General features: G+C 57.1%; 16 protein-coding genes and 1 pseudogene. 12 read left to right on the top strand and 5 right to left on the bottom strand.

The window, feature by feature from the left end:
• Both ABJK56_RS17390 and ABJK56_RS17385 read left to right on the top strand, forming a co-directional pair.
• On the top strand, positions 1-828 hold an 828-nt coding region (locus tag ABJK56_RS17390; RefSeq protein ID WP_347245949.1), incomplete at its 5' end, for a sigma 54-interacting transcriptional regulator.
• A gap of 85 nt (positions 829-913) precedes the next feature.
• Positions 914-1,453 carry an adenine phosphoribosyltransferase gene (locus tag ABJK56_RS17385; protein ID WP_347245948.1) on the top strand — a complete coding sequence of 180 codons (540 nt, stop codon included), beginning with the start codon at positions 914-916 and terminating at the stop codon, positions 1,451-1,453.
• A 108-nt stretch (positions 1,454-1,561) separates the two neighbouring features.
• Here the strand turns inward: ABJK56_RS17385 and ABJK56_RS17380 are convergent, their stop codons facing one another.
• The 4 genes from ABJK56_RS17380 to ABJK56_RS17365 all read right to left on the bottom strand — a co-directional run bounded on the left by ABJK56_RS17380 (position 1,562) and on the right by ABJK56_RS17365 (position 6,359).
• On the bottom strand, positions 1,562-3,046 hold the full coding sequence (locus ABJK56_RS17380) for a hypothetical protein (protein WP_347245947.1): 1,485 nt from the start codon (positions 3,044-3,046) through the stop codon (positions 1,562-1,564).
• 194 nt (positions 3,047-3,240) lie between these two features.
• Entirely contained in the window at positions 3,241-3,975 is a 735-nt protein-coding gene (locus tag ABJK56_RS17375; protein ID WP_347245946.1) for a lysophospholipid acyltransferase family protein, read from the bottom strand.
• A 107-nt stretch (positions 3,976-4,082) separates the two neighbouring features.
• Positions 4,083-4,916 carry a hypothetical protein gene (locus ABJK56_RS17370; RefSeq protein ID WP_347245945.1) on the bottom strand — a complete coding sequence of 278 codons (834 nt, stop codon included), beginning with the start codon at positions 4,914-4,916 and terminating at the stop codon, positions 4,083-4,085.
• Between the two features lie 141 nt (positions 4,917-5,057).
• The gene (locus ABJK56_RS17365) at positions 5,058-6,359 is read right to left on the bottom strand and encodes a hypothetical protein (protein WP_347245944.1); all 1,302 of its coding nucleotides are present in this window, start codon (positions 6,357-6,359) and stop codon (positions 5,058-5,060) included.
• A 222-nt stretch (positions 6,360-6,581) separates the two neighbouring features.
• Between ABJK56_RS17365 and galE the strand changes: the two genes are divergently transcribed.
• The 9 genes and pseudogenes from galE to ABJK56_RS17320 all read left to right on the top strand — a co-directional run bounded on the left by galE (position 6,582) and on the right by ABJK56_RS17320 (position 17,571).
• The gene (gene galE / locus ABJK56_RS17360) at positions 6,582-7,592 is read left to right on the top strand and encodes a UDP-glucose 4-epimerase GalE (protein ID WP_347245943.1); all 1,011 of its coding nucleotides are present in this window, start codon (positions 6,582-6,584) and stop codon (positions 7,590-7,592) included.
• A 35-nt stretch (positions 7,593-7,627) separates the two neighbouring features.
• Positions 7,628-8,620: an SMP-30/gluconolactonase/LRE family protein gene (locus ABJK56_RS17355; RefSeq protein ID WP_347245942.1), complete on the top strand. Its 993-nt coding sequence runs from the start codon at positions 7,628-7,630 to the stop codon at positions 8,618-8,620.
• 239 nt (positions 8,621-8,859) lie between these two features.
• The gene (locus tag ABJK56_RS17350; RefSeq protein ID WP_347245941.1) at positions 8,860-9,594 is read left to right on the top strand and encodes an iron dependent repressor, metal binding and dimerization domain protein; all 735 of its coding nucleotides are present in this window, start codon (positions 8,860-8,862) and stop codon (positions 9,592-9,594) included.
• A 33-nt stretch (positions 9,595-9,627) separates the two neighbouring features.
• A pseudogene (locus ABJK56_RS17345) lies at positions 9,628-9,894 on the top strand (FeoA family protein); the annotation flags it as partial.
• Complete coding sequence (gene feoB, locus ABJK56_RS17340; RefSeq protein WP_347245940.1) at positions 9,891-12,155, top strand: ferrous iron transport protein B; 2,265 nt, start codon at positions 9,891-9,893, stop codon at positions 12,153-12,155. The pseudogene ABJK56_RS17345 and the gene feoB, both read left to right, overlap by 4 nt.
• 206 nt (positions 12,156-12,361) lie before the next feature.
• On the top strand, positions 12,362-13,576 hold the full coding sequence (locus tag ABJK56_RS17335; RefSeq protein ID WP_347245939.1) for a Gfo/Idh/MocA family oxidoreductase: 1,215 nt from the start codon (positions 12,362-12,364) through the stop codon (positions 13,574-13,576).
• 287 nt (positions 13,577-13,863) lie between these two features.
• Complete coding sequence (locus ABJK56_RS17330; protein ID WP_347245938.1) at positions 13,864-15,261, top strand: tetratricopeptide repeat protein; 1,398 nt, start codon at positions 13,864-13,866, stop codon at positions 15,259-15,261.
• Between the two features lie 103 nt (positions 15,262-15,364).
• A complete protein-coding gene (locus ABJK56_RS17325) occupies positions 15,365-16,957 on the top strand; it encodes a sulfatase (RefSeq protein WP_347245937.1) in 1,593 nt (530 codons plus the stop codon).
• Between the two features lie 44 nt (positions 16,958-17,001).
• Positions 17,002-17,571: a cytochrome c3 family protein gene (locus ABJK56_RS17320; protein WP_347245936.1), complete on the top strand. Its 570-nt coding sequence runs from the start codon at positions 17,002-17,004 to the stop codon at positions 17,569-17,571.
• Positions 17,572-17,708: 137 nt separating this feature from the next.
• Here the strand turns inward: ABJK56_RS17320 and ABJK56_RS17315 are convergent, their stop codons facing one another.
• The gene (locus ABJK56_RS17315) at positions 17,709-18,551 is read right to left on the bottom strand and encodes a sugar phosphate isomerase/epimerase family protein (protein ID WP_347245935.1); all 843 of its coding nucleotides are present in this window, start codon (positions 18,549-18,551) and stop codon (positions 17,709-17,711) included.
• A gap of 384 nt (positions 18,552-18,935) precedes the next feature.
• On the opposite strand from ABJK56_RS17315, the gene tadA reads away from it, so the two are divergent.
• On the top strand, positions 18,936-19,406 hold the full coding sequence (tadA, locus tag ABJK56_RS17310; protein ID WP_347245950.1) for a tRNA adenosine(34) deaminase TadA: 471 nt from the start codon (positions 18,936-18,938) through the stop codon (positions 19,404-19,406).
• Positions 19,407-19,483 lie beyond the last annotated feature (77 nt).

The following is a 19,483-nucleotide window of genomic DNA, read 5'->3' as shown; positions in this document are numbered from 1 at the left end:
GGCCATGTCCGCGGGGCTTTCACCGGAGCCAAGTCGAATCATGTGGGGCTTCTCCAACGGGCAAACGGCGGCACTCTGTTTATCGATGAGGTCGCCGACATTCCACTGAACGTTCAGGCCAAGCTCCTGCGTGCTTTGGAATATCACGAATTTTGCCCGGTGGGCGGCACCAAGCCGGTGCACGTCGATTTTCGCCTCATTTCGGCCACACACCAGGATTTACGCAGACTTGTCAGGGAAGGCGCTTTCCGCCACGACCTGTTTTACCGGCTCGTGACATTTGAAATCCATCTGCCGCCCTTGCGGGAGCGCCAGGAAGACATCGACCCGCTGGCAAAGTACTTTCTCGGCCGGCTGGCCGCACAATCCGGGAAGGCACCCCCGGCCTGGTCCGAGGATTTTCGCCAGGCACTTCTGGCACGCCCGTGGTGGGGAAATGTACGCGAGTTACGGCATGCCCTAGAACACGCTCTTATTGTCAGTCGGGGAGGCGTGCTGCATGCCGACCACCTCCCACCTTCGCTGGCGCGCAACGAGCAAGATGTCTTACAGGAAGAAATGCTCCGCGAATGTGTGCGGAAATGGGTACAGCAAGCCGTAGCCGATCCGACCCTCGAAGGCCGACTGTACGAAATGTTTCTTCAGGTTCTGGAACCGGTGCTTCTGGAAGCCGCTCTGGAAATTCATCGAGGGCAGTACATTCACGCGGCGCGCCATCTGGGAATCCATCGAGTCACGCTGAGAAAAAAGCTCCAGCAGTACCGACAGCTCAGGCGTTTTGCCGATCGGTCGGAGGACGCCACTCCAGCCGCTAATTCAGATCAATGATCTGCGGACACTTGCCCGTTTACAGGCGGAAACGCAGCCTTCATAATAAAGGCACGAGGTTTAATAACGGGAGGATCATGGCACGATGAGCAGCCAACAAACAATTGACCTCGCCAGTTACATCCGATCAATCCCTGATTTTCCCAAACCGGGGATCATTTTCCGAGACATCACGCCGCTTCTCGCCTCTCCAGAAGCCTTGCGAGAGACGGTGCGCCAGCTCGCCGATGCGGTCCGCGACCGGGATGTGGAAGCCATCGCAGCGGCCGAAGCTCGCGGTTTCCTTTTCGCTGCCCCGCTTGCCCTGGAACTGAATGTGGGGCTGATCCCCATTCGCAAACCGGGGAAACTGCCCTCGGAAACTTTCTCTCACACCTACAGCTTGGAGTACGGAACCGACACCCTGGAAATGCATAAGGACGCCATTAAGCCGGGGACGCGGGTGCTCGTGGTGGATGACCTCCTGGCAACCGGGGGAACCGTGGAGGCGTGTTGCCGACTTATCGAAAAGGCCGGAGGCGTTGTGGTCGGCTGTGCCTTCGTCATCGAACTGACCGATCTCAAGGGAGCTGAACGTCTGGCCCGTTACCGCCCTGTGAGCCTCATCAAATTCAGCGGCGGATGACTATTCAGGGGCCAACCTCCACGCTGCCCCCAGAGCATCCTTCCTGGCCCCCGGTTGGGGCCAATTAAACCCAGCACGTGCCCGGGCCAGAGCGTGGCCGAATCCCGATCAGCGGACGAAAAGCGTGGTACCGGACGGCGCCGAACCGCTCACCGGAGTTCTCTGGAAAAAGCGAGCGAGTAAGGCGGGCTGGGCCGCAAAGTCCACGTGCACAATCGAAGCCACCACCTGGGCGTTGCCGATGATGTCGTACTCGAAACCCGGCTCCTTTACCAGACCGGTGGAAACCGACTCGGGCTCGAACCACCACTGGGAATTCCGGTAGCCGCGTATCGCCGTACCCGCCTCTGCCAGCCAGGTGCTCGACCGAAGAGTGACTGTCACGGGCAGTGGCTCCCCGAATCGTGGCAGCCGCCTCCCCGCTGCCGGGAGGATACCCGCTCCAGAAATGAAACAACCGGTGTTGACCTCCATCCACTCGCAAAGATACGCCGCACCGGCTCCTTCCGCATAGACCCTGCCACCCCGGCGGACGAAATCCCGGAGGGAAACTTTTAAACAGTGGTTTTCGGCCAGGCGGGCAGCGTGCTCCCGAGGCTCTCCGCAACCTAGATACACCACGTCCGTTTCTGGTGGGATACGCTCATCTCGGAGAGGGGAAAACTCAACGATTCTGGCCCCCGCCCGCTCCAGTAGCTCCAGCGATTCCTGGAAGTAACAACCGAACACCGCGTCGCGGGCTATCGCCACTTGGAGGCGACCACGGAAATCCCAAATCGTCGTGGGATCTTGAGGGAAGGGCTTTTCGGAACTCGCCACGACAATCCGCTGGAATAACCCGAAATCCCACCACAGGGTTAGTCCGCCGTCGCCCCAGCAGCGGGATTTGTCCAGCACGGTCGAAAGTCGATTCGGATGCCCGTGATAGACTATCCCCACAAGCGGCACTCCCAACAGGATTCCCACGTCCACCACATACTGGCTAGGGGGAACCCTGGGATCACCCTCAGTGAGGAAAAGACCTTCTAATCCGACCGGCAGACTGCGTCGGTTGGCGACGAGCTGGGCGAGTTGTCGAGTACTGAGGATCGCTAATTTTGACAGACCGAGCCAATCGCAGAGTGCGTCCAGATTTCCCCCGGCGCCTCGCGAGCATCGAGAGAGTGCATGGAGGCAGCAGGAATTACTCATCCTGCCAGGTCTGTTTCTCGAGAGGTCCGCCTGTCTCTTTTCGCCCGTATGATTATGATGCGCCTGCGGCGGCAAAGGCGACGGGCAGATGTTTCCGGTCCACGGTGGAGCTGTATTCACTGCGGAGTATTGGCCGAGTACAACCGCTAGATCCGCCCGTTCTGTCCCTTCAAGAAAAAAAGAACGGCACTGGTCCGGGGTCATGAGCCAGCTATCCAGATGCCGCGGCGTGGCCCCCGACCATGCCCGAAGCTCCTGAAATCCCCCGAACGCTGCCCGGGAAAGGAACGTCTGCACGTGAACCTTGCGAGCGGCAAATCCCCGAAGAAGGACCCGTAACAGGGGCCAGGGGTCTGTCGCCCCATCCAGCGTGCCAAGGGCCAATCGGGGAACTGAAGTCATGTTTTTACCTGCGCAGTCATTCCAATTACCAAATCCGCTCAAATCCGCATCAGCAGCCTGCATTCGCTGGCCGCTCTGTGCCTCGCTGTTGGCATTTTTCGCGGGCTCCCAAGAAGAGTCAAGCGAACACAAGCACATCGGGAAGAGAAGACTCCCCTGCTTACCCCAAGCCGCTGCGGAAAAGAACTCCCGGTTTACAGGTCGCGCAGCCGGACGACCGCCTGCCGGGCCCGTTCCAAAAAGGCCTGCTTCGGTTCCCCGCTTTCAAGCCACATGGGTGGGCCGAAAATGACCCGCGTAAGCAGTGGGACGGGAAGAAATTCGCCCCGCGGCAGGATGCGGTTCATGTTGTCCAGATAGACCGGCACGAGCTCCAGATCCGGCCGACGTTTGGCCAAATAGTACAACCCGCTTTTGAAGGGGGCCACGTCCGGCCCGAGAGTTCGGCCACCTTCCGGAAAGATGATCACCGAGTATTTGTCGCCCATCGCTTCCAGAATTTCCGCCACCGGTGAGTGGTGGATCTTAATCTCTTGGCGATCGATGAGAAGAGCATTGAAGACTTCACACGCCAGATACCGACGCACCGAATTAGCCACCCAGTAGTCCTTCGCGGCGACCGGGCGGGTCACAGCGCGCACGGGGGAAGGCAACGCTGCCCAGATCACGACAGCATCAAGGTGGCTCGTGTGGTTGGCGAAATAGACGCGCTGGCATGTATCAGGCTGACAGTTCACCCAGCGCACACTTGCCCCACTGATAAATCGAGCAATTAAGGCGAGCAGCACGCGCAGCCCTGCGGTAACCGCCGCAGGCACACGGGGTTCCGCGGCCCGAGGCGGGCAGACACCGGCGTCTTTCCCCTCCAAAGGTTTACCGGAAATACCGGATGTTGCCAGGGTTTTCATCAATCCCAGGTGCTTGAGCAAGCTTGATGGCAAACCTCCGACGGTCCGCGCTCTGGCTTCGACCGGAGTCCCCGTCACCAGATCTCATGATCTTCGGCGGGTCCCCACGCACCCGATACCGACGTCGGTTAGGGTGCTCTACTTATCGCCTGCGAACCCGCGACCTCATCGGGCTGGGGAGGTGCAAACTTCCGTACCCTCACATTCCGAAAACGCACCCACCCTCGCTCACTATCCATGGGCAACCGTGGCGGCGCTCCTAGGTCAAAGTAGGGAGTGGGGAGGAACCCCGGATCACGGATTTCAAATACTAGCGTACCATTGAGCCACATCGCCGCATAGCCGTCCGCCAACTGCACCTTCACCCGATTGAGCCTGAACAGGGGCACCGGGACACAGTAATTCTTATTACCCACCCGTACCCAGATCTCATCGGGTGGTGAAACCAACAGACGATCATCATTATTGCGGCTAAAATTCTCGGTCAATTCTCTGGGAACAACGAGGCCGAAGCATACATCAAGGTTTCGTTCATGTGTCTGAACCTCGAATTCGACCTCCAGTGGCCACGGCAGAGAGACGCGCGGCCTGATGAGAGGCATGAGGTACTCAGATGCTTGCCGAACGACGGCGGTGTTCTCATCCTCATAGGTCCAGACACCCCCGATGATCGACCATCTGGCAAATGTGGGGTCAAATCGCAAGGGACACCAGTCGCCGGCGTCGAACGCGAGGAGACCCTCCAGTTCGCGAATCCAAACTGTGCAATAAGCTCGGGACTGAGGATGGTCATCCGCTGCGTAGGCCTGTACAAAAAGCAGTTTGGCCTTTTTCAGAATTTCATCAGGATACGGGGCCGTGAGTCCTTTGAGAATCTCGTGAGCAGCTTTAATCTTATCCCCACCTTTTCCCGTGAGGGCGTACATTTCGGCAATAATCTGGCTGGGTTGTTGGTACCACATAAGAAGCACGGGCTCATAAAAGGTTCCCCCGAGTTGGTCGGCAATTTGCCGAGCCTCCGCAAAATGACCGGCCCGGTAGGCAATACAAAACTTAGTCGTTAGGAGCGAGTCGCGGGTGGGATACAGGACAACCTCCCCCTGTCAACTGGGATGGTTGATCATCCCGTCCAAAATCTCACACGCCCGCTCATAAACCCCCGGCATTTGCCATACGGGGTGGTCCTCGTAGATTACTTCGTTTTTCGCGAGGTGAAGCTCTTCCTCGATGGCTTCAATCGCCGTTAAAAAGAAAAACGGTATCGGCGAGTCGTACTTGCGGTAGTCCGCGGCGCGGATGGCCAGTTGGTACATCTCTTCGACGCTGCCACCCCAACGGGGTCGCAAGGCCAACAGGTACGAAGAGTAACTGCGTAGGTAGTTTGGCTCCAAGGCTACCGCTTTCTCAAACCATTCGTCCGCGGAGTCCCCTGTCTCGCCCGTCGTAGCTACCTGAATCATGATCTCGGCAGGCTCGGACCAATCCGGATGCAGTTTGAAGGCTTCCAGTAACTCCTGTTTCGCCTTCACCATCTTGTCGTGGAAGATCGGCCAAACGCTGGGCGGAACCTGAGAGGCAAAACTTGTGCCCCGGACCCACCATCCTTGATCAATGTAGTAAAGGGCGGTGATCATGTGTTGTAACCAAGGATCCATTCTTTCTTTGACCGCCATGCACTCGTCGTAAATCTTTTTCACAAAACTCACGTTTTCGGAAAGAAAGCTATCGCCGAAAGCGAATCGCAGTTCGGCGAACACCACGCGGACCATTGACGGTTCCAGCGTGGGATCACACAACCGCCGGGTGACCGCCAGCACAAGTTCCTCGTTCCAATTTCTAACAATGTTACGACCGGCTGGAGGTGGTAGAGGTAAGAGAATGGGCGACTTCACACGCAGCGCCGCGTAGAGCACGAGCCATCGCGCTTCCTCGGGGTAGCAGATCTGGTCGAAGGCCTCAAGGGCATTCGCAATGAATAGATGAGATCTCAGCGAGCCCTCCTGGATCAGCGCCATGACATAATAACTCCTGATTAGCGGATCTTGACATCCCCTCTCAAACAGACGTTCTGCCATGGCGCAAGTGACTCGGGGATTACGTCCCCGCGCCCGGCCAAGGAGTTGGAGCTGCACCGCTCGCATGAATTCCACGGCATCCTTCTGGATTTCCGGGGGATCCCAGGTGAATTTTCGGTATAACTCGATATCTCGCGACCACAGCTTAAGCGCCGCTCGCTCGAAAGGAGTGAATGGCGCTGCAGGCGTGACCTCCGGAATTTCGTCGTCGCCTGGGGAGGCTGCCGCGTTTTCTGTTCGGACGTCGTCCCCTGGCGATGTCAGTGACCCGATCAGAAATGGCACCAGAAAAGCCGCTACCCAAGTGTGGCGAGCGAGTCTGCCGCGCATGGCCCGCCCCTCCTTTGACACCCGGAACCTGGAAGCCGAACGAGAACCCACGTTATTAGCATGGCGTTCGGCCTCCATTGTGCCGTTGATGAGACCTTTGCGTCAAGCATTTCATGCCGTAGATTAAACTTTTTGCGGCCTAGGGTCGGACGCCGCAGTCCGACTCCGGGGTGACACTTTTGAGTGCAGGGCCGAATGCCTGGTGATCGGGAGTGATTTTTAATGAACGTGCTTGTCGTTGGTGGTGCGGGATATATTGGTTCACACGCTGTGAAGCTCCTTGCCGAAGCCGGTCACACCGTGGTTGTGGTGGACAATCTCAGCAGGGGACACCGCGAAGCCGTTCCCCCCACGATTCCCTTTTATGAAATGCCTCTGGCCAACACCGAGGACCTCAAACAGGTTTTCGGGCGCCACCATATCGAGTGCGTCATGCATTTTGCTGCACTCGCATATGTGGGTGAGTCCGTCGAGCATCCTCTCGCTTATTACGACAACAACGTGGCGCAAACGGTGTCTCTGTTGCGAGCGATGGAGGCAGCGGGTGTCGAGAAGATGGTGTTCAGCTCCACCTGCGCCACATATGGCGAACCGAAGGTGGTTCCGATCGTGGAGGAAACACCCCAGGAGCCTATCAATCCTTATGGACGCTCCAAACTCTTTGTAGAAAAAATTCTGGCCGATTACGCAACCAGTCGGCCAACGTTTTCTTATGCGGCACTCCGCTACTTCAACGTGGCGGGGGCAGCCCGCGATGGCAGTCTGGGTGAGGATCACGATCCAGAAACCCATTTGATTCCCTCCCTCCTGCTTACGGCTCTGGGAAAACGCCCCCAATTCGTCGTGTTCGGGACTGATTACCCAACACCGGACGGCACATGTATTCGGGACTACATCCATGTGGAAGACCTCTGCCGTGCCCACATCGTGGTGATGGAGGCACTCCGGGCCGGATCGCGGCTCATTTATAATCTGGGCATCGGCCGCGGATATTCTGTGAAGGAAGTCCTCCAGTCTGTGGAGCGAGTCACCGGCCGAAAGATCCCGGTGGAATATGGTCCCAGGAGGCCGGGCGATCCTGCCATCCTTTACGCGGATGCTAGCAAAATCCGCCGGGAGCTGAACTGGATTCCCGAGTACACAGAAATCGACGCAATTGTGGAGACCGCCTGGCGGTGGTTCAAGAATCATCCTGACGGTTATCGCCGAAAATCATGCTGCGCTGGACGGTAACAAAGGAGATGCCTCGAGCACGAAAGGTGAGCACGATGAAGTTGCGTTTTCCTTTCATCGACTGCTTGAGTGTCCTGTGGATGATTTCGGTCGTCTGCGGCTCGGCTGCTGCCTATGCGGACGATGATCTAGCCAATTCGGAAGCGAAGAAGATGCCGCAAAGTGTGGAGGACATCGTGCCGCCGGGAACCGAACCCATTGTCCTGGGAACCGGCTATGGCTTCTGTGAAGGACCCGCCGCCGATGCCGAAGGAAACGTTTATTTCTCGGATGGAAAAAATGACTCGATTTACGTTTATCGGGTGGGTAAGGGCGTGGAGCTCTTCGTTAATGACAGCACCGACGCCAATGGCATGATGTTCAACAGCAAAGGCGAACTTTTGGTGTGTGAAGGAGCTGCCCGTAGAGTCGTGGCGTTCGATGTAGCAACCAAGAAAAAGCGCATTGTGGTATCAAACTATCAAGGAACACCTTTTAACGAACCGAATGACCTCACGGTCGATGTGCAGGATGGTTTCTACTTCACCGATCCCAACTACCATCATCGGGGCCAACCGTCGCTGATGAAAGAAGCGGTTTATTACGTCAGCCCGCAGGGAGAGGTTACGCGCGTTTCCGAAGTCTGTGTCCGGCCGAACGGCATCCTGTTGGATCCAGCCAATAGTTACCTTTATCTGGCGGACAACGCGGCGGGAATCATTTATCGGTACCCGGTGATTGGGCCTGGAAAACTGGGCGAAGTGGAGAAATGGATTGATCTGGGCGCTCATCCCGATGGAATGACAATGGATGAGTGGGGAAACTTATATGTCGCCTGCGGAAAGGCCGGGATCAAAGTCTACACCGAGAAGGGGCGGTCGCTGGGAACGATTGCCGTACCGTACGCGTCGAACTGTGTCTTTGGTGGGAAGGGATTCCGTACGTTGTTCGTCACATCAGCAGACAAGTTTCTGGCCCTTGCTACACAGGTCCGCGGAGCGCTCCCTGTCGTATGCACGTCCCGAGAACAACCGCCACAAAGGGAGTAAATCATTGTAAAACGACCCACGAAAAAATCGCCCAGCAACGGCTGATCGCATATGATTATGGGATAAGGCCAAGCGAGTTGAACTCACCGTAATGGAAAGCTCAGCGGCTTTGGCGAAGGGGAAAGAGCGGGCGGTGCATTTGGATTATGATTAACCTTGTCGGGTCTCGCCGGGCTTTTATTGACACAAAGAGCTTGCGGCGCTGCGCACGTGTATCTATCGTTGCGGGATAAAAAGACATGGCTCACGGCTTTCGCGGAATAACTTGGCTTTCTGAGTGGCTGTGGCCGATCCGCACGCGATGGAAGCGGCGAGTCCTCTTTGAAGACGCGTTGAAATTCATCCACGAAAGGGAAGAAACGGGACAACCGGCAACGGCAGAGGAGCTGGCGTCCGCGATTGATATTCCGGCGAAGAGTCTCCCCAGCTTCGTGGGCCGACTACGGGAAATAGGTTACCTGGAGCCGGAGCGAGAGGGGGACACCTATTTGCGGCTCACTCCAGAGGGGCGGCAGGAGGCCCTCCGCATCGTCCGACTGCACCGGTTGTGGGAACATTATCTCGCCGAGCAAACCGGGCTGGCACCCGAAGAGTGGCACACTGCGGCCCACCGCCTGGAGCATACTACCACACCAGAGATGGCCAACTCGCTTGCCGCCCAACTGGGCTTTCCGCGGTTCGATCCGCATGGGGACCCCATCCCCACAGAAACGGGAGAGATCGTCCAGCGGGAAGGAACACCCATTTCGGAAAGCAAGCCAGGTGATGTGGTGCAAGTCTGCCACATCGAAGACGAGCCCCTCGCTGCCTACCAGGAGCTTCTCGCGCACGACCTGCACCTGGGAACACCCCTCCGGGTGGAAAAAATTCGGCAGGATGGAGTGACCGTCCGCCACCGGGGGCAGACGATCCGCCTGTCGCCCGAAGCTTCCGCCAATCTCTGGGTCAAAGCGGCCCCCTACACCGCGTCCTAACCGTGGGAACAGCCCCGGGCGACGCTCGCGGACCTCCAGGTGGGAGAAGTTGGGGTTGTGAAAGGGATTTCACCCCAATGTCGCGGACTCCAGCGACGGCGGCTGCTGGACCTGGGTTTCGTACCGGGAACCCGAGTGGTTGCAGAACTTCGCAGTCCCAGCGGGGATCCGACAGCTTACCGAGTCCGGAACACGCTCATCGCCCTGCGCCGAGATCAGGCCCAATTGATCGACATCGAGCCGGTTAGTGCGAGGGCCTCCACGACATCTTTGCAGCCTATTCAGAAACAATTGCCATGAAGATATTACCGCGGCAATGTGATAGCTGTCAGCTTTGTCCGGCAGGAAGCGTGGCAGGTGCCGCGCTCCTGCAGGTGGAACGCGGCCAGGCAGACTTTGTCGTCGCGCTGGCGGGCAACCCAAATACAGGGAAGAGCACTGTCTTCAACGCGCTGACCGGTCTGCACCAGCACACGGGCAACTGGCCCGGCAAAACTGTAACCCGGGCCGAGGGTTTTTTCACCTTCCAGGGTAAACGCTTCAAGTTGGTGGATTTGCCCGGCACATACTCCCTGATGGCCACCAGTTACGACGAGGAGGTGGCACGGGACTTCCTTCTTTTCGGGCGGCCGGACGTGACCATCATCGTGGTGGATGCTACGCGACTGGAGCGCAATCTGAACCTTGCCCTCCAGGTTCTAGAAATCACTGACCGGGCTGTGATCTGTCTCAACCTCATGGACGAGGCCCGACGCCACGGAATTTTTATCGATGTGCCTGCGTTAGAACGTGAATTGGGGGTCCCCGTCGTCCCCGCCGCGGCACGGTTTGGGCAGGGCATCGAAGAGTTGGTAAAGGTCGTTGCCCAAGTGGCCCATGGTGAGCGGACTTGCCATCCCCGACGCGTCGGCGGCGAGGCCCCCAGTTTGAAAGCGGCGGTCGATCAGCTCGGCCAGCTCCTCCTGGAGGCTTTCCCCGGACTGACGAACGCCAATTGGGTGGCGCTCCGGCTCTTGGACGGCGATCCCAAAGTCACCGAAGCCGTGAGGTCCGGGATGCTCGGGGAACTGGGCGAACGGGAAACGCTGCTTGATGACTCAATCCATGTTTCTCACACGGGCACGGCACGTCCGGCAGATCAGTGCGCCGAAACCCTCCGCGATCAAATTATCGAGACGGCCTCCTCGCTTCGCTGGCAAATCGGCATGGATTTCCACCAAACGCTGGTGGAGACAATTTACGCGGCAGCGGCGGAAATCGCTGACCGCGTGGTCCGGTACACCGAAGCGCAAAAAGGGCGCTGGGAGGAAAAGCTGGACCGCATCCTCACCAGCCCCCTGTTCGGCTATCCCATCATGGTGGGGTTGTTCCTCATCGTGATCTGGATTACTGTCCAGGGGGCAAATTACCCTTCTGCGCTATTGAACTGGCTGCTGGTGGAAACCCTCTATCCGACCATCCGGGGGCTTTTCGTCATTGCGGGCGCACCCTGGTGGCTGACCGGCCTTTTGGTGGACGGAGGACTTCTCGCGACAGCCTGGGTTGTGAGCGTGATGCTCCCCCCGATGGCCATCTTCTTCCCCCTTTTCACCCTGTTGGAAGACCTCGGCTACTTACCGCGGGTGGCGTTCAATCTGGATCGCTTTTTCCGCTGGGCAGGCGCCCACGGCAAGCAGGCGCTCACAATGACCATGGGCTTCGGCTGCAATGCCGCAGGAGTCGTGGCCTGCCGCATTATTGACAGTCCTCGGGAACGGCTGGTGGCCATTCTCACCAACAACTTTTCACTCTGTAACGGTCGCTGGCCCACGCAAATCCTGCTGGCCACCATATTTCTGGGCAGCCTGGTCCCCCCCTATCTTTCCGGCGTGGTTGCGGCTGCTGGCGTGGTGGGTGTAGCCCTTCTGGGAATTATCATGACCTTCGTGGTGTCATGGCTTTTGACCAGAACCGTTCTCCGGGGAGAGGTCTCCACCTTCCATCTGGAACTTCCCCCTTATCGACCCCCGCAGATCCTGCAAACGCTTTACACGTCGTTGATCGATCGGACCCTCATCGTACTCTGGCGCGCCGTAGTGTTCGCTTTTCCCGCTGGAATGGCCACCTGGGCCGTCGCCAACATATGGATTGGGGGCGACACACTCGCGGCTCATATCGTCAGATGGCTCGATCCCTTCGGCCGCTTGGTGGGCTTGAACGGGGTAATCCTGCTCGCGTATGTGGTAGCCATCCCAGCCAATGAGATTGTCATCCCAACCGTCCTCATGCTTACGGTTCTGTTGACGGGTGCAGGTGGTATCCATGCCCAGGCTGGTGTCTTGTTTGAGCCCGAAGATCTGACCCTTACGGCTCGTATTTTCCAGGAAGCAGGCTGGACCCCGGTCACCGCCCTCTGTCTCATGCTCTTCAGCCTCATGCACAACCCGTGCTCGACAACCATCTATACGATCTACAAGGAAACGGGCAGCACCAAATGGACGATCGTGGCTGTTGTGTTGCCGATTCTGATGGGGTTGACAGCGTGTTTTCTGGTCAACAGCACGCTGGGGCGGTTCTTCTGACGACGTTTGGCTCCACGGCCCGCAACTCGACGACCAGCCTCCCAAATGCCGATAATCTGCAATTCGCCAAACTTCGCCCCATTGGACCTTGGGCGAGTCTTGTACCACGCCAAGCTGGTACATTTAGGATGTCACCTGTAAACTGAGTTTTCTCGAACTCTTGTGGATTTGATCGATGAGGATTCTGGTAGAGATTTTCCAAAGCCATGACGCAGATCGAACACGCAACCCCTTCCCCAGAAAAGAAAACCGTCCGCGCCGGTATTGTGGGATCCGGTTTTTCAGCGACCTTTCATTTCCACTCCATTCAGAAGGTTTACGGCACAGATGTGAAAGTGGTCGGCGTGTACTCCCGGAATCAGACGGCTGCCGAACAATTCGCCGCCGCGCGGGGGATTCGTGCGTTCCCGTCGCTCGAAGCGCTCCTCGATGAGGTGGAAGCAGTGCACATTTGCACGCCCCCCGTTACGCATGAACCGTTCTCTATAGCTGCGCTCAAACGGGACAAATTCGTCATCTGCGAAAAGCCCCTGACGGGTTATTTCGGGGACGGTTCACCCGATTTCCATGGAGATCGATTCCCCAAACAGGTGGCACTTGATGCGGCACTGGCCAGTGTGGAGCGAATTCTGGAAGCCGAAGCCGCCAGCCGAGGACGGCTGCTGTATGCGGAAAATTGGGTGTACGCCCCCTCAATTCAAAAGGAACGGGAAATCCTGGAAAAAACCAAGGGGCAGATTCTTTGGATTCACGGGGAGGAAGCGCACAGCGGTTCCCACTCCGAAGAATATGCCTTTTGGAAATTCTGCGGTGGCGGTGTCCTCATTGGCAAGGGATGCCATCCCCTAACAGCCGCGCTTTACTTAAAACGTGTGGAAGGCCGCACGCGGTTGGGGCGGCCAATCCGACCAAAAACAGTCTCCGCACGGACGCACGCCATCACTCGACTGCCCACCTTTGTGGACATGGGCCACATTCGGTGCGATTACTACGACATCGACGATTTTTCAATGATCCACGTTGAGTTCGATGACGGAATGATCGCCACCGTGTTCGCCTCCGATATCGTGCTGGGTGGGGTTCATAACTGGCTGGAGGTCTGTGCCAACAACCATCGCACCATCTGCAATATCAACCCCAACACTGCAATGTTGACGTACAATCCACGCGAAGAGTATTTCAAGGATATCTATGTCGTGGAAAAGATCGGTACGAAACAGGGGTGGGCGTTCACTTCTCCGGACGAAGACTGGATGACCGGTTACCCGCAGGAGATCGAAGCCTTTTATCGGACCATTGCCTACGGCGAACCTCTGGAAAGCGATAGCCGACTGGCCGCCGACGCTATTTCTACCATTTACAGCGCCTACGTCTCGGCGGAACAAGGAGGAAAAGCTGTTCCGGTTCGCACTTTCGATTAAAATCGATGGAGGAAAATCGGGCTCCGTACGGGCCTCGTTTACCTTGGCAATCAAAGCGATAGCCGACGTCGCTGACCTCGTTGAGACCTGGGCGCACCATGACAGCCGCGCGTTCCGATTCCTCATCCACAATGCGATATCCGGTGGCCTTTCTCCTTCTTCTTTTTGCACTCGGGATGCTGCCCGGGTGGCTGTCGGTGGGCTCCACCTCGCACAGGAGCACAGGCAGCGAAGAAACACTTCCCAAACCGTCCGCTTTACCCGGACAAACGGCACAGGTCCGGAATATGACGAAGCAGCCAAGCTCTGCTCCGCCAATGCCACTTGGAGAGGGAGTCCTCTCGCCACGGGAGACCATGCTGGCCGCCGCAGCATCACCATCGGAATCTCACGGAAGAATTGCTCCACCCACCGAGGATGAGTTTCCCGCCTCCGTGGCGAAAAGTCGGGAAGCCCTTCTCGAGGAGGCCGAAATGGTGGCCACCTCGGCAGTGCAGCGCTATCCGGAAAGCCCCCTGGCGCAGGCCATCCTGGCCGCTTGGCAAATGCTGACAAACCAGGACAGTGAGGCAGAACAAACCTGGCGGAAAGTCCTTGCCATGGACAACCGCTTTCTCGATGCTTACGAGGCCCTCATCCAACTAGCGACTAAACGCAAGGATTATGACGAGATTGTCCGCCTGGCACGATCAGCTGTGGAACTGGCACCCAAACAAGAGTTCGGATATCTTCACCTGGTCGACGCGTTGAGCGCCCAGGGAAAAGACGAAGAGGCGGTCGCCGTCCTCGAGGAGTATGCTTCCCTCAACCCGAATCCCTCGCTTAAAGTTCAGAAACTTCGGGTAAAGATCCTTTTACGATTGGGGCAGTACGCCGAGGCGGAAAAGTTACTGGAAGCCATCCCCAGTCATCTTGTTGACCCAGAACTGGCCCAACTCCGCGCCGATTTGGCCGCCGCGCAAGGGAATTCCGACCAGGCGCAGAGGTATCTCGAACAGGCAGAAAACGCGATAGTCTCAAAACAGCCGATCAAACAATCAACCCGAGCTAACTTGACTCCTCCAGACATCGAAAAACTGCTGACGGATGTGGCCTTGCTCGAAACCAAAGCGGCCAAAATGTATTACGTGTATCGCGATTTCATTCGCACGGAGATTTATCTGCGTCGGGCCATCGCCCTCGATCCCAACTGTCACGAGGCTCACCGAGCGCTGGTCGCCTTTTACCAAGAGCAGAAGCGTTATTCGCAGATGGAAAAAGCGCTCGAAGAGTGGCTTCGTGCGGAACCAGATAACCTGCAGATTTACGTCGGTCTGGCAACTTGCTACGGTGGTCGGCGCGACTTCGATAAAACGGAAGCGATCCTTCAAGAGGCGGTCCATCGTTTTCCGGAAAATCCCCTCCCACTGGCAATGCTGGCCAGACTGTACATAGATGCCCAGCGAAAAACCGAGCAAGCCGTACCGCTGGCGGAAAAGGTTGTGAAGCTCCAGCCTGTTGCCGTCAATTTTCAGCTTCTGGCAGAAGCCCTGGAGGCCGTTGGCCGTATTGACGAGGCCATTGGGGCCATCGAGCAGGCTATCAAGCTCGACCCCCACCAACCATTTTTCACGACCATCCAGCAACGTCTTCTCCAAAAAGCGGGCAAAAAGCCCACCCCAGTAAAAGAGGGGAACACTGGGTAGTCAGAGTTTGATCGGCACACTATCATGCAAGTGCGGCTTTTCGGGCTTGCTTGCGCACACCGTCAATCACAATCAGGCTCCGGGTTACTGGGGAGGATCACTCATGAGCGTTCGCAGGTGTTCATACCGGAGTGTCGGATGGTTGGCGATTGCTTTCGGATTAGCCATCCCCGCTACAACTGCCGGAGAGGTACCACACCCGCGGCCGAACATTCTTTTCTGTATTGCCGACGACTGGTCCTATCCCCACGCGAGTATTTACGGTTGCCGCTGGGTGAACACGCCCGGTTTTGATCGCGTGGCAAAAGAAGGAATTCTCTTCACCCGGGCTTACACCCCGAATGCCAAGTGTGCGCCCAGCCGGTCCATCATTTTGACAGGGCGAAACTCATGGCAGCTTAAAGAGGCGTGCAATCACAATTGCGAGTTTCCTTTGGAATTCAAGGTTTTCACCGAGGTTCTTAAAGAGCACGGGTATTTTGTGGGCAAAACGGGCAAGGGATGGGGCCCCGGCCAGGCAAAGGACGCCAATGGCCAGCCGCGGCTGCTGACAGGTCAGTCCTTTGATCGCCATACGACCAAACCGCCCACTTCTGCCATCTCGCGGAATGATTATGCGGCGAATTTCGCCGACTTCCTTTCCGCCTGTCCTAAAGACCGCCCCTGGTTCTTCTGGTACGGATCCACAGAACCGCACCGGGCCTATGAATTTGGGAGCGGCCCGCGATTGGCCAACAAACCGCTGACCGATGTGGACTGGATTCCCTCCTACTGGCCGGATAGCGACACGGTCCGCACCGACTTGCTCGACTATGCTTATGAGGTGGAATACTTCGACAAACATCTTCAAATGATGCTGCGAATTCTCGAGGAAAATGGCCAACTCGAGAACACCGTGGTCATTGTGACCTCCGATAACGGCATGCCTTTTCCCCGTATCAAAGGCCAATGCTACGAACTTTCCAACCATATGCCACTGGCCATCATGTGGAAAAAGGGCATTGTTCGCCCCGGTCGGGTCGTTGATGACATCATCAGTTTCGCTGATTTTGCACCAACGTTCCTGGAACTGGCGGGCGTGGAACCATCGCAGTCGGGAATGGCTCCCATCACCGGGAAGAGTTTCGTCAACATCTTGACCAGTGAACAGTCCGGTCAGGTCGATCCCCAAAGGACATTCGTATTGCTGGGGAAGGAACGTCACGACGTCGGACGTCCCCATGATGGTGGCTACCCGATTCGCGGTATCCTGGATGGCGACTGGCTGTATCTGCGGAACTTCGAACCGGATCGCTGGCCCGCGGGTAATCCGGAAACCGGCTATCTCAACTGTGATGGCAGCCCAACCAAGACCGAAATCCTCCACGCCCGGCGGGCAGGTCGGAATGTTTCGTGGTGGCAGGCCTGCTTTGGAAAAAGGCCCCGCGAGGAACTCTACAACATTAAAGAAGATCCCGATTGTAGCGCAAACCGGATTGCGGACTTTCCCGAGGTCGCCCGCCGGCTGGCCGAGAAAATGGAAAAACGTCTCCGCGAAGAGGGTGATCCCCGCATGTTTGGACAGGGCTCCCTGTTCGAGCAGTACCCCTATGTTGACCCTCGAACGCGCAATTTCTATGAACGCTTTATGAAAGGGGAGAAACTCCGTGCCGGATGGGTCAATCCGGACGATTTTGAGCCGCAGCCGCTTCAATAGTCACACGCTGACATCGTGTGAAATTGCTCCGAGGAGGTGACTGCATGGTCCGAGGCATGAGCAAAGTGGAGCCGTTCTTTCCTAAGCTGCCGTACGGGACGAGTCTGGCGCTCGTGGTGGGAGCGATCCTGGCATGGAGTACACCAATCCTTTCCGGAATGGTGTTTCTTCCCGAAGGTGGATCGACACCGTCTTCGGACCGTGCTGCGAGCGAGAACAAACCTGCCGCGGCGGACAACTCGCCCTGCCTCGTCTGTCATGCCAATTTTGAGGAAGAACCGCTGAGCCGGCGGCATGCCAGGGCTGGCGTGGGGTGTGTTAAGTGTCACGGCGAAAGTTTTGATCACCGCAGCGACGAAAACAACACGACCCCACCGGACCGCATGTTCCCGCGATCGGAAATTGATCGCGCCTGTCGGGAATGCCATCCCACGCATAACGTGCCCGCCAAGCTAGTGGTGGCCACCTATCTGAAGCGCTGCCGCGAGATCACCAATCCAGATAAACTCGTGTGCACCGACTGCCACGGTAAGCACCGGATGAACACTCGCACCATCCTCTGGGACAAGCGGACCGGGCGTCTGCTTGGCCCCGGTGAAAAACCCGCCGAATAGCCTGACGGGGCACAGTAGCCCACGTGACATCCTTTAGCGGGCGATTATCGATCGCGTGGCTGTGCCGGTTTGACAAACGTCCAATGTGACCGGAAGGATGGTGCCGTTTCCCCAGTGGCGATTACTACGTCGAACCGTCATGCTTGCCCGGCACGGACCCGCTGCGCCTGCTCCAAACAACGGAGCATGTACTGGAGACTTTCCCGAGCAATGCGTTCCGGGCCAGGTGTGTAATCAAAAACTTCCACCGAAACCCAGCCCCGATAGCTGATATCAAGGAGAGCTTCAAAGATCGGCACGAAATCGAGCTCACCAAAGCCTGGACCCAGGCGATTCGGATCGTTCGCATGAAAGTGGACCAGATACTCGCGGAACATTCGCAAGAGAGTGGGAATAGGCGTCGCTTCGCTGCACATCGCTTTGCAGTCCAGGTGCAATTGCACGTGTGGCGACTTTAATTTGTTGATGATCGCGACGGCCTCCTCCGCCGTGTTCACGAAATTGGTTTCCTGGATACCCAACGGTTCCAGAGCGAGGATGGTATTGGTGCGTTCCAATTCCGGAATCAGCTTTTCGAAGACCTCCACAGCGTAGTCTTCGGCTTTAGCCCGGGTGACGTGGGCAAGAACATTTCGTTGCTGGGGCGAACCAAAAACCAGGATGGTGCCGCCGAGATCGGCACAGCATCGCGCAAGTTCACAGAGGTATTCGGCGGTTCGCTGGCGAACTGTTTCGTCGGGAGAGGTGAGATGAAAACCTTCCGTCTTGGCCAGCAGCCAGTGGAGCCCCACAGTTTTGAGCCCCGCCTTTTCGATGGCCTGCCGGATTTCCGTTCGCCGCTGCGACGACAGATCAGTCACCCGCTCAGCAAGCGTAAACGGCGCGATCTCGATGCCCTCATAACCGCAGTCAGCAGCGAGGGCAAACCCATCTTCCAGTGACCGATCTTGAAAAGTTTCATTGCAAATAGCGAACCGCATAACGTCCCTCAAATTGAAAAGATCAATCTTCGGACATCCAACCTGATGAGGTGCTGGGCTCTCCCGTCCCTCGCATTCTCATCGCCGATTTTGCTTGCCAATTGGCCCCTGGCGTTCCCCCATTTTAGATGGGAACGTCCATTCATTCCACAACCCTCCCCATCCATCGTTCATTGGAGGCGAAAATAGGCACAAGATGTTCGCCGGTCGGTGGAACCCCTCCCCATGTTGCTTTATAATTCCCGACGGACCAAGGCAACTCTGCGGGCATCATCGATCGTTAGACTTCCTGTTTGACAAACCGACTTGCGTCTTCCTGTGATGATTTCTCCCCAACAACCAGGACGTTTCCCAGTGGGATTGCCCTTCGAATTGCGATCGCCTATGGACATAAACCCGCACGAACGCTTTATGGAGCTGGCTCTTCGCGAGGCCGAGCAGGCGTTCGAAGAGGACGAGGTGCCCATCGGCGCGGTGATCGTTCATGAAAACCGGGTCATTGCTTCAGCCCACAACCAAAGGGAACGGCTGCGGGATCCCACAGCTCATGCCGAGATGATAGCCATCACCCAGGCCGCGGAGGCGCTGCGATCCTGGCGGCTGGAAGGATGCACTCTCTATGTCACGATAGAGCCGTGTCCCATGTGTGCCGGCGCCATTCTGCAAGCCAGAATTCCTACTGTCGTCTATGGTGCAGACGATCCCAAGGCCGGTGCCGTGCGCTCGCTCTATCAACTCCTGGAGGATTCCCGGCTCAACCACCGCTGCACGGTCATTCCGGGCGTTCTCGCGGATAAATGTAGCGAGATCATTCGTCGCTTCTTTCAAAAACAGCGTGCCCTCGGCAAAAAATAGATCAAGCTTTCGGATTAATTTAAATCTTCGCAAAGCAAAAGCAAATCTGTGCGTGTGCCGTTTTCAGTCAATTGGGA

The organism is Thermogutta sp. (assembly GCF_039793925.1).
Lineage (GTDB): Bacteria > Planctomycetota > Planctomycetia > Pirellulales > Thermoguttaceae > Thermogutta.
The sequence above is the reverse complement of the archived record's forward strand: the minus strand, read 5'-3'. Positions and strand labels throughout refer to the sequence as shown.

Coding starts and splice junctions, on each gene's coding strand:
- ABJK56_RS17385 (WP_347245948.1), top strand. CDS start 914: ATGAGCAGCCAACAAACAATTGACCTCGCCAGTTACATCCGATCAATC.
- ABJK56_RS17380 (WP_347245947.1), bottom strand. CDS start 3,046: ATGACTTCAGTTCCCCGATTGGCCCTTGGCACGCTGGATGGGGCGACA.
- ABJK56_RS17370 (WP_347245945.1), bottom strand. CDS start 4,916: ATGTGGTACCAACAACCCAGCCAGATTATTGCCGAAATGTACGCCCTC.
- ABJK56_RS17365 (WP_347245944.1), bottom strand. CDS start 6,359: ATGCGCGGCAGACTCGCTCGCCACACTTGGGTAGCGGCTTTTCTGGTG.
- galE (WP_347245943.1), top strand. CDS start 6,582: ATGAACGTGCTTGTCGTTGGTGGTGCGGGATATATTGGTTCACACGCT.
- ABJK56_RS17355 (WP_347245942.1), top strand. CDS start 7,628: ATGAAGTTGCGTTTTCCTTTCATCGACTGCTTGAGTGTCCTGTGGATG.
- ABJK56_RS17350 (WP_347245941.1), top strand. CDS start 8,860: ATGGCTCACGGCTTTCGCGGAATAACTTGGCTTTCTGAGTGGCTGTGG.
- feoB (WP_347245940.1), top strand. CDS start 9,891: ATGAAGATATTACCGCGGCAATGTGATAGCTGTCAGCTTTGTCCGGCA.
- ABJK56_RS17335 (WP_347245939.1), top strand. CDS start 12,362: ATGACGCAGATCGAACACGCAACCCCTTCCCCAGAAAAGAAAACCGTC.
- ABJK56_RS17330 (WP_347245938.1), top strand. CDS start 13,864: ATGACGAAGCAGCCAAGCTCTGCTCCGCCAATGCCACTTGGAGAGGGA.
- ABJK56_RS17325 (WP_347245937.1), top strand. CDS start 15,365: ATGAGCGTTCGCAGGTGTTCATACCGGAGTGTCGGATGGTTGGCGATT.
- ABJK56_RS17320 (WP_347245936.1), top strand. CDS start 17,002: ATGGTCCGAGGCATGAGCAAAGTGGAGCCGTTCTTTCCTAAGCTGCCG.
- ABJK56_RS17315 (WP_347245935.1), bottom strand. CDS start 18,551: ATGCGGTTCGCTATTTGCAATGAAACTTTTCAAGATCGGTCACTGGAA.
- tadA (WP_347245950.1), top strand. CDS start 18,936: ATGGACATAAACCCGCACGAACGCTTTATGGAGCTGGCTCTTCGCGAG.